Below are 14,304 nucleotides of genomic sequence, written 5' to 3' on the forward strand. Positions count from 1 at the left end.
AGCTCTGCCGGTCGTTCAGCGCCTGGCCTTCACCGCCTTGAGGTTGTCGTCATCCTCACGCCCCTCCCAGTCGAGCAGGTGGTACGGGTCGATGCCGGCCAGGACGGGCTTGTGCGGCACCGTCACCGTGATCGTCTGCTCGCCGGAGCGGATGCGCTGCATCCGCACGTCCAGCGGCGCGCTCAACTCACCGGCGCCCTGCTCCGCGGGGCCGAAGACACCGATCGGCACCGGCTCGTCCATCGGCACCTCGGTCTCCACGCCCGCGCTGTCGTACACCACCTTGCGCGCGCGCACGTCGAGCGTCACCTGCCACGTGCCCGCCGCGGTCTGTTCCGCCGTGGCCCGCTCCGTCTTGAGCTCCCAGAACGTGTTCACCTCGAACAGGTCGTGAAGGAGGGGCTTCAGCGAGTCGGGCGTGACCGCGCGGAGCTCGCGATACAGGTCCAGGGTGGTCGCCAGGGGAGCCCCGGCCGAGTCGTGCGTCTCGATGAGGCGCCGGAGTGCACGGTTCACCTGCTCCGAACCGACGTACTCGCTCAAGGCGTACATCGCGAAGGGACCCCTGCGGTAGGCGAGGTACGGATCGAGCGCCCGGAGCAACGGTTCACCGCGGCGGATCGGCGGGTACGGATGGGGTTGCCGCATGAAGGCCAGGAGCCGCCGGAGCTCCTCGCCCCCGCGTGACGCTTTCACGGCCTGCATCGCGGAGTACCAGGCCAGCCCCTCGCTCAGAAAGGGCGCCCCCTCGACGGGTGCATAGGGGAGCGTCCACTGGTGCGCCATCTCGTGCGCCACCACCGCGTAGGGGAAATCGAGGCTCCTCTCTTCATCCTTCGGAGCCCAGAAGGGGAAGCCCTCCCCATGGGAGATCATGCTGGCCTCGGCGTGCAGCCCCGTACCGAGGCGGCCGGGATGCTCGACGACGCTGAGGTGGCGGTACGGATAGGGACCGAACTGCTCGGTGTAGTAGTCCAGCGAGGCCCGCACGCTTCGCATCATCCGGTCCAGGTGCGCGGTGTGTTCCGGGTGATGGAAGATCCGGATCTCGACATCCTTCCACCGTCCTTCGTGCACCGCGTAGCGGGCGGAGAAGAAGGCCCACTCCCTCCCGATCGGGGCCGTGGTGGAATAGTGGAAGTAGCGGCGGCCGCCTTCGGTCCACGTCCGGCGCAACGCTCCTGGCGCGACGGCGACCTGGTCCTCGTCCGTCCCCACCACCGCCTCGAACGAGATCCCCCCGCCGCGCGCCGCGGGCTCGCGCCCTTCGACCTCGTAAAGAGAGGCGAGCACCGGACGCGGCTCGAGCCGGTGCGCCCGCCGGTCCTCGGCGCTCAGGAGCTCACGCTGCCGCTGATAGCCGACGACGGGGAACCATGCCCCACTGGTGAAGGCGCTGCCGTTGGCCACCACCGAAGGGTCGATGCCGCGGTTGCCGAAGCCACGCCGCTCGACATGCACCTCGAAGTCGAGCCGCAGCGTGTCGCCGGGCTCGAGCGGCCTCTCGAGGGCGTAGATCCGGTGGCCGTGTTCCTCGTCGCCGGCCGTGAGCGTCGCCGTCCGGTCGAAGGTGATCGCTCGGGTCTCGACCCCCCCCATCGCCGTGGCAACGTGGATGGAATCGATCGGCAGTGCGCTGCCGTTCACCAGGCGGTAGGAGCCGCGGATCTCCACGGCCCGCCGCTGGGGATGGATCTCGACTCGCAGGTTCGTCCCCGTCAGCTGGGGCTGCGGGATGCTCTCGTACCGCTTGTAGCGTCGCTCGTACTCGGCGCGCCGCTCGGTGAGGTCGGACCCGCTGAGATACGGGTTCAGGACGTGGGTGTTATAGAAAATGAAGCCGCCCAGCGTCAGGATGAGCAGCGCCGCCGCGCCGGCAACCCAGGCCGTGGGACGCGTGAACCGACGGCGCGCCAGCTGGAGCCGCACGCCGAGGCCCCTCTCCTTGCCGCGCCCCCAGAGCAGCCTTGCCACCACCGCGAGCAGCAGCGCCCATGCAGCCCAGTAGAGCTTGAACCACAGCCACGGCCCGAGGAACGGCCCGAATCCGCGCATCTCCGTGTAGGACCACCCCGGGCCGGCCCCGTAGACGAGCAGGTTGTGCTCGAGCCCGAGCATCGACGCCAGCACGGCGATGAACACGAAGGCCATGATGGCCACCAGGTGACCGATGTACTTCTGGTCCACCAGCACGTGCACCACGAGGGCGAGCAGCGCGAAGAAGAGGTATTCGGGAAGCTGAAGCCCCCACAGGACTTTCAGGTACAGCCCGGGCTCGAAGTCCTGATGACCCCGTATCACCTGAGCCAGCATCCCGGCCCCCATCAGGGTGGTCATGAACACGGCGAGCACGAGGCCGAGTCCCAGGAACTTGCCGAGGAGCGGGGCCCATTCCGATCCCGGCATGGCGTCGGTGATCTCGCCCAGTCCGGCGTCCCGTTCCCGCCAGACCAGCTCGCCAGCGAAGAACACGATGAGGGGCGGGATGATCACCCAGCGGCTCAGTTCCGCGGACAGCGGGGCGGTCAATTCGCTGAGGACTCGCGCGGTCGTGGGGACCAGCGGAGCGCCGAGGGCGACCATTTGATCGAGCACCACGAGCACCGTCAGCAGCGGAATGGCGACCAGCAGGGCGAGTCCGGCCCAGCTCTTCGCGATCGTCCGGAACGACGTCCACGCGATGGCGAGCGTCCAACGCGCGTGGATGGCGAAGCCGAACGTGCGCGGGACCTGAGGGACGGAGATGGGCGCGCTCGCGGTGACGCCGAGGCCCGCCGGCATCGGGGCGTGCGCATCCCGGCGCCGCGTCCCACGCCTCCACCCGCTGCTCGCGGTGCGATGGGCGAAGCGAAAGCGCAGGAAGGTGACGGCGAGCGCCCCCACAGCGATGCCGAGCCACAGGAGGCGGTTCGTGAGCACCGGTCCCTTCAGCTCGAGCAGGCGCCAGCTCTTCTCACTCGTCGTCCATGAATGGGACAGATCCTCCACGATGAAGCGGATGCCGATCGGATCCAGCAGCGTCCCCAGGCCACTCTTGAAGAGCAGGGCGGCGGCGACGAAGAAGCCCATGAAGAAGAGGAGAAAACTTCCGAGGTAGCTGGCCATGGCACGGCCGCTCCATGCCGCCAGCGAGAACTGGATCGCCGTCGCGACGAAGGCATTCGGCAGCGCGATGAAGGCGTAGGCCGTGAGATAGGCAGCCGGCCGGAACGGACCGATCGCCCCGGCATCCACGCCAGGCGAGTAGACCGCCAGCAGGATGCCGGCCTGCACGGCGAGCAGGATCAGGGCATTGAGAACGAGCGCGGCGAGGAATCTCCCCCCGAGGTACTCGGCCTTGCTGACGGGGACGGTATAGGTGAGCGGATGCATGCCCGTCGCCACGTCCCGCGCCGCCGCGTCGCCAGCGATTGCCGCGGCCACCAGGAGCCAGATCAGGCTGCCGAACACCGTGGTCTTCGCGACGGCGAATGACGAGTTGAGGAAGAAGTCCTCGTAGAGCGCCTCGGCGAGGGTGCCATCTCTCGTCATCAGGAAACTGAGGACGAGCAGCACGGCGAAGAAGAGCCAGGGCCAGGCACGGCGTCCCTGGTAGGCGAGCTCGAAGCGGAAGATCGCCAGGAACTTCATGGCGCGGCCTCCGGCTGCGGCTGCTCGCGGCGCCGGCCGATGTGCCCCGCCATGGTGCTGAAGTAGACGTCCTCGAGGTCCGGGGTGACGGGCTCGAAGCCGGGGCCGGGCGCCGTGTCGCTGAAGACGTGCACGACCGTGCGCCCGGCGAGGAGCTTCGTCGAGATCACCGCGTGCTCGCGCTCCACCGCGGGCAGCTCGTGCTTCGAGAGGATCCGGCGCCAGATGCGGCCGCTCAGGCCAGCGACCGCGCGCAGCGGCTCCGCCTCCAGCAGGATCTCGCCCTGGTCGATGATCGCCATCCGCGTGCACAGCTCGCTCACGTCCTCGACGATGTGCGTCGACAGCAGGACGACGCTGTTCTCCCCCAGCTCGCTCAACAGGTTCAGGAAGCGCACGCGCTCGGCGGGATCAAGGCCGGCCGTCGGCTCGTCCACGATCATCAGCTTCGGGTTGCCCAGCAGCGCGACGGCGACGCCGAAGCGCTGACGCATGCCGCCCGAGTAGCCGCCCAGCTTCTGCTTGCGCACCTCCCACAGGTTCACCTGCCGCAGGAGCGCTTCGACGACGTTCTTGCGTGCGCGACGCTCCCCGATGCCCTTGAGCAGCGCGAAGTGCTCGAGCAGCTCTTCCGCGCTCACCTTCGGGTAGACGCCGAACTCCTGCGGCAGGTAGCCGAGCGTCTTCCGCACGTCATCCTTCTGCTTCAGGGCATCGATGCCGCCAAGCTGGATGCTGCCCGCGTCGGGCTCCTGCAGCGTGGACAGGATGCGCATCAGCGTGGACTTGCCGGCGCCGTTGGGCCCGAGCAGGCCGTACATCCCCGCTGGGATGGTGAGCGTCACGTCCTTCAGCGCCTGCACACCGTTGGGGTACGTCTTGGATACGCCTCGAATGTGCAGCTCCACAGGGGTCTCCAGCTTCGTGCGGGAAGGCGCCAGCTGCGCCGGTCACGAGGCTGGCGTGCCTCGGCCGTTCAGGGACGTCCCCGTCAGAGGAAGGTGGCAGAGCCGGCGCTCGAGGTTTCGGGAGGTTGCCCGAACGGTCGTTATGCCGCGGGGAGCGGTCGCGGGTGGGCCTGGGCCGAGCAGTCCGAGAAGTAGGCTTCGAAAAGGTCGGCCTCGACCCGATCAACGCGGAATCTGCGGAAGCAGCGCCGGCAACTCGTGCATCGCAAGGATGAGCAGCGCGGCGAGACCGAAGTAGACCGAAGCCGCGATGACTCGCTGCGGCTGCGTCACGCCATCATCGGAGATCGCCCGCTGCGCCGCGGTCAGGCTGTTGATCTGCTCCAGCGCGGACAGCCGCTGCTTCGCCTGCCGGGCTTCCCACCACCGTGTTGCCACCTTCCACGCAGACACCCCCGCGACACCAAGCGCGAAGGGGTTCACGTGCGCCGCGCGGACCGCGCCGACACCGACCACCGCCAGCAGCAGCACCGTCCCGGCGATCGCGAGATTGATCGACACCGGCCCCATCATCCGGCTCCCATCGAGCTGCCAGAACGGGATGAGGTTGAACAGGTTCATCATCAACGCGAAGTATCCGACCGCCAGGAGCAGTCCACTCCAGTCCCCCGTGAAGAAGAACGACGCGGCGATGCACGCGACGCCACCCAACGAGCCGAAGAGGGGCCCGCCAGCGCCAATGACAAAGTCCTGCCAGGTGGACTTCGGCTTCTCCTTGAGCGCGATGAAGGCACCGAAGAACGGGATGAACACCGGGGCGCCGACGTCCAGGCCCACCCGCTTCGCCGCGTAGCCGTGGCCAAGCTCGTGAATGAGTATCAGCAGCACCAGCCCGACCGCGAAGCCCGCGCCGTAGAACTGTGTATAGACCGCCGCCATCAGGATCATCGTGAAGCCAGTCGTCGCGAACTTGGCGAACTTCGCCAAGAACAGCAGCGACTTCAGCTTCCACACGACCAGTCCCGCGGCCACCAGGCCGCCGATGACCGGACCCTGATTCTTCGAAGGCGCCGCGGCAGTGTCCGCCGTCGTGCCCGAAGCCGCCGCGGCATCAGCCGCCGCCTGGGCCTGCTTCTGCGCCTCGAGCTGACGCAACCGTTCCAGCGCAGACATGGCTACTGCCCGATCTCAATCTTGGAAGACGCCGGAATCCGCCACGCCGTCATCAGCGCGAACGCGATCCAGAGCAGATCAAACGCGCTCAGCGCGCTGCCAATGTTCTGCAGAAAGACAATGAACAGTCCGGGACTGAAGTAGCCCAGGCCCAGCTCCGCGCTGTCCGGGGAGCTGACGACGAAGTGCGCGAGGATGAAGTACTTCGCGATGACGAGCCCGAACACCGACATGCCCGCCGCCGCGATCTGCAGCGTCTGGCCACGACCCTTGCCCGCGCCGAGCTTCACCCCGTGGCCCGCCAGGTAGCCGACGAGCACCGCGACGTAACCAATCTCATAGTTGGTCGCAACCACGATGACAGCCCAGATGATCGCGCCCACCAGCGCACCTGCCGCACCGCCCGCGAGTGCAAGGGGAAGCCGCGCGCCCGTCTGTTGCTCCGCCGCGAGCTCCGCCTGGACCTGCGCAGCACAGCTGTCGCAGACGGGATTGCCGTTGATGCTCGTCCCCGCTCCGGCCGCTATCGGATTCTGGCAGAGTGCACAGGCGGCAACGGCGACGGCGGCTTCGGGCTGAGAAGGTGGGACGGCTTGGGGCTCGGACATGGCGCGGACTATAGGGCAAGTCCCCGCGCTCCCGGTAGCTCGTCTCCTCGAACCGACGTGAGCTCCAGACGTTGGCCGGAGGGTGTGCTTGCGCGGCATCATCTTCGTGCTGAAGCCCTGCTGGCCTGCGGAGCAAAGGAATCCTTTGCCATCTTCCCCGGCGTCCCCGTGAGTAGGCCCCTACCTGACGCACCGGGTACCTCCTGGAAGTCGGGTCCGGTCCATGCGAACAAGAGAACCGGGCCACCCGCATGCGGCGGAGAGGCCAGGGAGGAGCACGCATGGACGAGGAGAAGAAGTCCGAAGCGAGCGGGGAGGACGCGGAGCGGGTGGGGCCGTACCTGATTCAGGAGCAGGTGCAGCAATCCGATGACAGCCAGGAGGAACTCTATCTGGCCACGAACGAGACGAGCGGGGCCACGGCCCTGGTGCGCAAACACGCCGCCGAGGAGGGCAAGGCACCGCGGAAGGATTGGCGGGTGTTCCTCGGCTCCTGGGCCTCACGAGGCTACTCCGCCATGGAAGTGGAGCACACCGACTGGGCCAGGGCCCAGGACAGGCAGTCGGCGGAGTCGTTGCTGCTCACGTTGGAAGGTGTGCTCGAGGAAGCGCGGCGCATGGTCCGCGCTGTGTCCGGCGCCCACGAGCCCCGCCTCCGGTGGCGTCTGGGATGGGGCGTGGCGGGCGCCGTCACGGGATGCGCCCTGCTCCTCACGCTGGTGCGTCTGGCCCCCGTGTCCCAACCTCCGAGCGCCCTACCCGCGCCCCTGAGCCACGAGGTGCCCACGGCCGTCGAGATGTCGGACTTCAGAGCCTGGCTCGCGGACACCACCCCCCCGGGGGAACCCGTGTTCGCCCGGCCCCTGCCGAAAGAGCCCTTCAAGGGACAGAAGCGCCCCCCCTGCACCCGCTACACCGAGGTCGAGCTCGTCGGCGCCTGCTGGGCACCTCACAAACTCAAGGCCCCATGCCCGGAGGACCTCTTCGAGTACCAAGGAGAGTGTTTCCTGCCCTCGTTCAGCGCGAAGCCACCGCCCTCGTCGCTCGGGCAGTAAGGGACGCGGGGCCGCTCGCGTCTGGCCCCCGTTTCACTCGTCCTCTCCTCCCCGCGAGCCTCGGCCGCAAGGGTGAGTCTTGCGAAAGCCATGACCCCGGAACCGCCCTCTGTCCTCGAGTTTCCAGCGTGGCTCGACGGCCCCATCGCCGCCATCCGCCGCAAGGCGTCGAGTCCTTCTGCCTGAGCACGCCGTGGGGGGCCCTCTGCCATGCCGTATCTCCTCCTCCCCTGCGGAGCGCTGAGCGCATGGCGAACCGGCTCGCCTCGGTGCTCCGCAGCGTGTCGTAGGGCAGGTGCGCCATGACCAGGGCTTCATCGCGCAGCACCTGGAACGCAGCGTGCCTGGCCAGCTGCCGCCCGAGAAGGCGACCCGGGTGGCGGCACGTCTCGCGAGGGACCCGGGGCCGCGAAAGCGAGGTCACAACGCCCAGAGGGGAAGTCTAACTGGCACAACCCCTTCGCCAAGCGAGGCCTCCGTGAAGAGAGACACATTGTCCACCGCGGGAGCGAGAACCGCCAAGGCCATGATCTACAAGCCCGCGCCCGCCATGGCCGACGTCGCCGCGGGCAAGGCGGAACTCCGGAAGGGCCAGCAGGGCGACAGCATCCAGCAATTGCAGAAGATGCTCGGTATGAAGGGCTCGGCCGTAGATGGCCAGTTCGGACCGAACACCGACAAGGCGGTCCGTCGCTTCCAGCAGGCGCACGGGCTCCTGGTGGATGGCAAGGTGGGCCCCCACACGTTCGCGGCCCTCAAGAAGGGAGCCTCGACGGGCAGCACGACGGGCCACAGCAACGGGCCGGTGCTCGGCAATGGCGCGCGGATCGACACCCACAATCCGATCCTCCAGAAGCTGGCCTCCTCCCCACTCCGGGACGGCCCCACGGGCTACTGCGTGCTGACGACGCTCAACAACATGAAGCGGCTGGGCATCCCCCACACCCCGGAGGCCACGGGCCAGGATCCGAACAACCCGCGTGGCGGCATGGCACAGATGCTGCGCAATGGCGGCTGGGTCTCGGTGCCCTTCCCCGGAGCGCACCAGGAGAGCATCCACAGCCCCTATGGCAACACCACCGCCAACGTGGTCTCGGCCGACCAGTATCGCCAGCTCATCGCGGACGGGAAGGTGCCGAGCGGGGCCATCATCTTCCAGTCGCGCCATGGCTGGGGTTGGAACGCGGGCTCCAAGGGCAACGACATGGGCATCGTGCGTGACCATGGCAGGCTGACGCACAATTACAAGACCATGAACTCCATCATCTACTCGGACTGCAAGTCCGTGGTCATCCTGGTCCCCAAGGACGCCCTCAAGACCTCGTGAGGCCCAAGCGCCAGACGGGAGAGCATAGGAAGGACAGGAGCCCTCTTGGGCGTAGCGGGCGGGAGCAGAGCGGGCTTGCCCCGGTTACGTGGGGCAGGCTCACCGTCACGCTGCCCCCCGATTGGGGGAGCCGGAGGGTTTCCTGATATGAATGGAGGCACTCCGGGGGAAGGAAACAACCATGCACGCAGCGCCTCCATGGCAGGTGCCAGGCGCCACCGAAACCGAGCCCATGACGAACGGCTCTGCGGTGGGGCTGGACGAGGGGGACGAGCAGCGGCTCGCCGTCGTTGTCTACCACGAGAATGGCGCCGAGCTGGGGCTGCTGAAGCCCGGGCTTCCCCTGACCATCGGCCGCGCCGAACCTTCCGTGCTGCGCATCGGCGACCGCCGCCTCTCGCGCGTCCATGCGTGCTTCCTGCTCTCCGACAACCTCATCACTGTCGAGGATCTCGGCTCGACGAATGGCTCGTGGATCGCCGGCCGGCGCATCCAGAAGGCCTCTCTCGAAGTGGGTGACGAGCTCCGGCTTGGAGGGGTGCTCGCACGGCTCCACGCGCTCGGCCGGTCGGGGCAGCCGCTTCGGCTCGAGGGAGACGAGCACTTCCGGCACGCGGTGGATGAGGAGGCAGCCCGGGCGCGTCAGTTCCACCGCCCCTTCGCGTTGCTCGTGGTGCGCGTGGAGCGAACCCGGAGGGATGGCGCGCCCCCCTCGCTCGTGGAGCACGTCCACCGATGGGTGGAGCGCGTGCACGGCCTGCTGCGCCCGGTGGACCGGCTGGCCCCTTATGGCTCCGACGCCGTGCAGCTCCTGCTCCCGGAGACCGGACCCGAGGAGGCGGTGCGCATCGCGCGCGTCATCGCCGCCACACCTCCTGACTCCGGGCCGCGGCTCGTGGTGGGGGTCTCCGTGTACCCCGGAGCCGCGGACACGGTGGAGGAACTGGTCGAGCTGGCGCGTGCGGCCGCCAATCGCGCCGGGCCCGAACAGCCCGTGGATGTGTGCTCGACGGCGCCCTGGTTCGACAGCGGCACCGTGGCGGAGGGCTCCCTCATCGCCGGAGCCGCCATGCGCGAGCTGCTGGAGACCGCGCGCCTGGTCTCCGCCTCACGCGTGCCGGTCATCCTCCAGGGCGAGACGGGCACGGGCAAGGAGGTGCTGGCGCGCTTCCTCCACGATGAGGGGCCCCGGCGCTCCCAGCGGATGGTGCGGGTCAACTGCGGCGCCATTCCCAAGGAGCTCGTCGAGAGCACGCTCTTCGGTCATGAACGCGGGGCCTTCACGGGCGCGGGGCAGATGAAGCAGGGCGTCTTCGAGGAGGCCAACGGCGGCACCGTGTTCCTCGATGAGATTGGCGAGATGCCGCTCGCGGCGCAGGTGGCGCTCCTGCGCGTGCTGGAGACGGGCGCGTTCAGCCGGGTGGGCGCCAGCAAGGAGCTCACCGTCGATGTGCGCGTCATCGCGGCGACGCACCGGGACCTCGAGGGCATGGTGGCGGCCGGAAGCTTCCGGGAGGATCTCTACTACCGGCTCAATGCCATCATCCTGGCCCTTCCCCCTCTGCGCGAGCGCGGGGACGAGCTCGAGCCGCTCGTGCATCGCTTCCTCCGGCTCGCCAACCAGGGCAATGGCCGCACCGTGCAGGGGCTGGAGCCCGCGACGCTGGAGCTGCTGCGGGCCTACTCCTGGCCCGGGAACGTGCGCGAGCTGAAGAATGCCATCGAGCGCGCCGTCGTGGTCGCTCGCGGAGCGCTGCTGGCTCCTGGAGATCTGCCAGCGCGAGTGCAGGCGGCGGGTGCGGCGGAGCGCCCCGCTCCCACGCCGCCTCCCATCGAGCGGGCCGTGCCCGCGCCCGTGCTGGAAGGGGCAAGCCAGGCCCGCGAGCAGCTGCGGGGCTATGAGGCGCACCTCCTCCAGGAGGCGCTCGTCGCGACGGGCTGGAACCGGAGCGAGGCGGCGAAGCGGCTCGGAATCCCGGTGCGAACCCTCTCCTACCGGATGAAGGTGTTGGGGCTCAAAAAGCCTTGATCCTCCTCGAAGGGGCTGGGTGGACATCGTCTCTCCGGGTGGGCTCTACTTCCGCCCGAGCTGAATGTCCGTCACGTCCCGATCGATTGAGCCATCCGAGGCGCTTCCGTCCCTGCTCGGGCCCTATCGCATCACCGGCATCCTCGGCCGCGGTGGAATGGGAGTGGTCTACCGCGCGGAGCACCCCGAGCAGGCGGCACCGGTGGCCCTCAAGACGGTCCGGGCTCCCTCCGAGGTCTTGCTCGCGAGCATCCGCCGGGAGATCCACGCGCTCCGGCGGCTGAGCCATCCGGGCATCGCTCGCATCCTCGACGAGGGCCTCTCTCACGGCCTTCCCTTCTATGTGATGGAGCTCTTCGAGGGGGGCACGCTGCGCGGCCGCCTCGATGACGTGTGGAGGCCGCGGGCCCTGGAGGCCCTTGCCCCTCACGAGGCCACCGTGACCAGTGAGGCGCTGGAGTCCGTCTCCCTTCAAGGGCTCCCTTCCCAGCGCCCCAGGCTCGAGACGCCCGCGCTCCAGGCGCTCCTGTCCCTGGTCCGAGACCTCTGCGCGCCGCTGGCCCACATGCACGGAGAGGGACTCGTCCACCGCGACCTCAAGCCCGAGAACGTCTTCATCCGGGAGGATGGCCGGCCCGTGCTCGTGGATCTCGGCATCGCCGCCTCGTTCGGTGGCGCCGCGAGCCGGGAGGAAATCGCCGCTGAAGGGCGCGTCATGGGCAGCGTGGCCTATATGGCGCCCGAGCAGATCCAGGGCGAGCTCGTGGACGCGCGGGCGGATCTCTACGCGCTCGGCTGCATCCTCTATGAGTGCCTCGTGGGCCGCCCGCCCTTCACCGGCTCGTGGAGGGGCTCCATCCTCTTCCAGCACCTGAACGAGGCGCCCACTCCTCCTTCGCGCTCCGTGGACGGTGTCCCGGCGGAGCTCGAGAGGCTCGTGCTGCGGCTCCTCCAGAAGCGCCCGGAGGATCGCCTCGGTTACGCGGAGGATGTGGCCGAGGCGCTCGCCTCGCTGGGGGCGGGGGGGAACGAGCGTGAGAGCGCGCCACGTCCCAGGAGCTACCTCTACCGCCCCGGGCTCGCGGGCCGCGCGGGCCCCCTGGAGGAGCTGGGAGGCGCGCTGGAGGGGCTCCGCCGGGAGCGGCGCGGGCAGCTCCTCCTCCTGGAGGGCGAGAGCGGGGTGGGGAAGACGCGGCTCGCCCTGGAGCTGTCCCTGCTCGCCACCCGGCGCCAGGTGAGGGTGGTGACGGGACCGTGCGCCATGTGGGGCGGTGCTCCGCTCCACCCCTTCCTCCCCCTCCTGCAGCTGCTCGCGGACCGCTGCCGTGAGCAGGGGACGGCCGAAGCGGAGCGGCTGCTCGGCGCGGGCGGCAGGTGGCTCGCCCTCTACGAGCCCTCGTTCGCGGAGCTCCCCGGGGTGAGGGAGCAGCCGGAGCTTCCCGCGCTGGCCCCGGCCGTTGCCCGGCAACGCATCCTGGAGACGCTGCGCAAGGCCCTCCTCGGCCTCACCGAGACGCAGCCCCTCCTCCTGATCCTGGACGACTTGCAGTGGGCCGATGAGCTCTCGCTCGCGTTCCTGAAGCTGCTGGCCGCCCAGGGCCCCGGGCCGGGGCTGCTCATCCTGGGGACCTGCCGGCTGGGGGAGACGGGCGCCGAGCTCGCGGAGCTGCTGAGCGCGCCAGGGAGCCGGAAGCTCACGCTCGGCCGGCTCGACACGGGGAGCGTGGGGGCGATGGTGGCCGGGATGCTGGCGCTGCGCGAGTCCCCCGGAGAGCTGGTGGACTTCCTGGCGGACAGCTCCTCCGGCAACCCCTTCTTCATCGCGGAGTACCTGCGCGCGGCCATCGACGAGGGGCTGCTCGTGCGGGATCGGGTGGGCGCCTGGCACCTGCGCCGGCCGGGAGAGGGCGCCGAGACCCTGGCCCGCCACGTGCTCCTGCCGCGCACGCTGGCCGAGCTCATCGAGCGCCGCTTGTCCGCCCTCGGCGGCGACGGGCAGCGGCTGGTGGAGTGCGCCGCGGTGCTGGGGCGCGAGTTCGACGGGGCGCTGCTGCCCGCCCTGTCCGGGCTCACGGAGACGGAGGCCCTGGATGTGCTCGGCGAGCTGCGCAGGCGGCAGTTCCTCGAGGAGACGGCCGCGGGGCGGCTGCGCTTCGTGCACGACAAGCTCCGGGAGATCGCCTACGAGCGCACGGCCTCGGAGCGGCGGCGCGTGCTCCACCTGGGCGCGGCCCGCTGGCTCGAGGAGCGCTCCCCGGACGCCCCCGAGGCCCTCCCGGAGCTCGGGCATCACTTCGCGCGAGCGGGCATCCACGACAAGGCGCTCCTCTACCTCCATCGCGGGGCGGACCGGGCGCGGGCCACGTATGCCAATGGGGAGGCGATCCGGCTCTATCAAGCGGCGCTCCAGGAGCTCGCACACGTCGAGCGCGAGCCCCTCGCATGGGAGCAGGCGTGGCGGACGAGCGTCCTGTCCCTCCACGAGGCGCTCGGAGACGTGCTCGCGCTCGTGGGCCGCCACGAGGAGGCGCGGGAGTCCTACGCGCGGGGCCTGCGAGACACGGCTCCGGAGCGCGGCCTCGAGCGGGCGCGCCTGCACCGCAAGCGGGGCAAGGCGTGGGAGACCCACCACGCGCATGAGGAGGCGGCCTCGGCCTACCGCGACGCGGAGCAGGCGCTGGGCGCTCCCGTCCCCGAGGACGCGGAGGCATGGTGGAACGAGTGGCTGCACATCCAGATTGAGCAGCTCTCGGTGTTCTACTGGACGGCCCGGCTGGATGAGATGGAGGCGCTGTCGCGGCGCATCCAGCCCACCGTCGAGCGCCACGGTACGCCGCTGCAGCGGGCCCGCTTCTTCGAGGTGCGGGTCCAACGCAACCTGCGCGCCGAGCGCTACCTGGCGTCCGGGGAGACCGTGCGCTTCGCTCGGGGCTACCTGGGCGCCAGCGAGGCCTCGGGAGATGTGGACGAGAGCGCCGAAGCCGGCTGTGTGCTCGCCTGCGTGCTGCTGTGGCATGGGGAGTTGGAGGAGGCCGCGGCCCGGATGCTCGCCACGGTGGAGCGGGCCCGGCGCACCGGAGACGTGACGCTGGAGGCGCGGGGGCTCACCTACCTGACGCAGATCCACCGGAGGCGCCGGGCCCTCGAGGCGACACGGGACTGTGCCGAGCGGAGCCTGCGGGCCGCGGAAGCCGGCAACATGACGAGCTATGTCGGCGCGGCCCGGGCGAACCTGGGCTGGGTGGCCCTGCGCGAGGGGCGCCCGGATGAGGCGGAGCGCGAGTGTGGGGCCGCGCTCCAGCACTGGGCCACGACCTCCCTCGTCTATCCTTTCGAGTGGATGGCCTTGTTTCCCCTGGCCTGGCTGGACGCGCTGGAGGGACGGACGGCGGAGGCCGCACAGCGGGTGGCACGCCTGCTGCAACCGGCCCAGCAGCGCCTGCCCGACGCGCTCTCGGTGGCACTCCAGGAGGCCCAGGCGGCCTGGAGCAGTGAGCGCGAGGAGGCCGTGTGTGTGAAGATCGAACTCGCGATCCAAGAGGCGAGGCGCTCCGGCTATTTGTAACCCACCCGT

At 69.6% G+C, this 14,304-nt stretch carries 8 protein-coding genes; 4 read left to right on the forward strand and 4 right to left on the reverse strand.

All coding sequences use genetic code 11. The features are described from left to right. Positions 1-15 precede the first annotated feature (15 nt). From NR798_RS33415 to NR798_RS33430, 4 genes are all read right to left on the reverse strand, one after another. A complete protein-coding gene (locus NR798_RS33415; protein WP_375766581.1) occupies positions 16-3,630 on the reverse strand; it encodes an ABC transporter permease/M1 family aminopeptidase in 3,615 nt (1,204 codons plus the stop codon). Further along, positions 3,627-4,538, reverse strand: coding sequence for an ABC transporter ATP-binding protein (locus tag NR798_RS33420; protein ID WP_375766582.1), 912 nt, complete (start codon positions 4,536-4,538; stop codon positions 3,627-3,629). The genes NR798_RS33415 and NR798_RS33420 overlap by 4 nt, the downstream gene beginning before the upstream one ends. Positions 4,539-4,760: 222 nt before the next feature. Next, positions 4,761-5,711 carry a site-2 protease family protein gene (locus NR798_RS33425; RefSeq protein WP_375766583.1) on the reverse strand — a complete coding sequence of 317 codons (951 nt, stop codon included), beginning with the start codon at positions 5,709-5,711 and terminating at the stop codon, positions 4,761-4,763. 2 nt (positions 5,712-5,713) lie between these two features. Beyond that, on the reverse strand, positions 5,714-6,319 hold the full coding sequence (locus NR798_RS33430; protein WP_375766584.1) for a hypothetical protein: 606 nt from the start codon (positions 6,317-6,319) through the stop codon (positions 5,714-5,716). A 281-nt stretch (positions 6,320-6,600) separates the two neighbouring features. Between NR798_RS33430 and NR798_RS33435 the strand changes: the two genes are divergently transcribed. From NR798_RS33435 to NR798_RS33450, 4 genes are all read left to right on the forward strand, one after another. Continuing rightward, positions 6,601-7,374 carry a hypothetical protein gene (locus NR798_RS33435; protein ID WP_375766585.1) on the forward strand — a complete coding sequence of 258 codons (774 nt, stop codon included), beginning with the start codon at positions 6,601-6,603 and terminating at the stop codon, positions 7,372-7,374. Positions 7,375-7,852: 478 nt separating this feature from the next. Then, positions 7,853-8,701 (forward strand): peptidoglycan-binding protein, encoded by an 849-nt coding sequence (locus tag NR798_RS33440; protein WP_375766586.1) that lies wholly within the window; start codon positions 7,853-7,855, stop codon positions 8,699-8,701. Between the two features lie 232 nt (positions 8,702-8,933). Beyond that, positions 8,934-10,730 carry a sigma 54-interacting transcriptional regulator gene (locus tag NR798_RS33445; RefSeq protein WP_375766587.1) on the forward strand — a complete coding sequence of 599 codons (1,797 nt, stop codon included), beginning with the start codon at positions 8,934-8,936 and terminating at the stop codon, positions 10,728-10,730. Positions 10,731-10,794: 64 nt separating this feature from the next. After that, complete coding sequence (locus tag NR798_RS33450; protein WP_375766588.1) at positions 10,795-14,295, forward strand: serine/threonine-protein kinase PknK; 3,501 nt, start codon at positions 10,795-10,797, stop codon at positions 14,293-14,295. Positions 14,296-14,304: the final 9 nt, after the last annotated feature.

The organism is Archangium gephyra (genome assembly GCF_042230915.1).
Classification (GTDB): domain Bacteria; phylum Myxococcota; class Myxococcia; order Myxococcales; family Myxococcaceae; genus Archangium; species Archangium gephyra_B.

What these genes read in the sequence shown, in the direction of transcription:
- NR798_RS33415 (WP_375766581.1), bottom strand. Translation starts at nt 3,630, where the DNA reads ATGAAGTTCCTGGCGATCTTCCGCTTCGAGCTCGCCTACCAGGGACGC.
- NR798_RS33425 (WP_375766583.1), bottom strand. Translation starts at nt 5,711, where the DNA reads ATGTCTGCGCTGGAACGGTTGCGTCAGCTCGAGGCGCAGAAGCAGGCC.
- NR798_RS33430 (WP_375766584.1), bottom strand. Translation starts at nt 6,319, where the DNA reads ATGTCCGAGCCCCAAGCCGTCCCACCTTCTCAGCCCGAAGCCGCCGTC.
- NR798_RS33435 (WP_375766585.1), top strand. Translation starts at nt 6,601, where the DNA reads ATGGACGAGGAGAAGAAGTCCGAAGCGAGCGGGGAGGACGCGGAGCGG.
- NR798_RS33445 (WP_375766587.1), top strand. Translation starts at nt 8,934, where the DNA reads ATGACGAACGGCTCTGCGGTGGGGCTGGACGAGGGGGACGAGCAGCGG.
- NR798_RS33450 (WP_375766588.1), top strand. Translation starts at nt 10,795, where the DNA reads ATGTCCGTCACGTCCCGATCGATTGAGCCATCCGAGGCGCTTCCGTCC.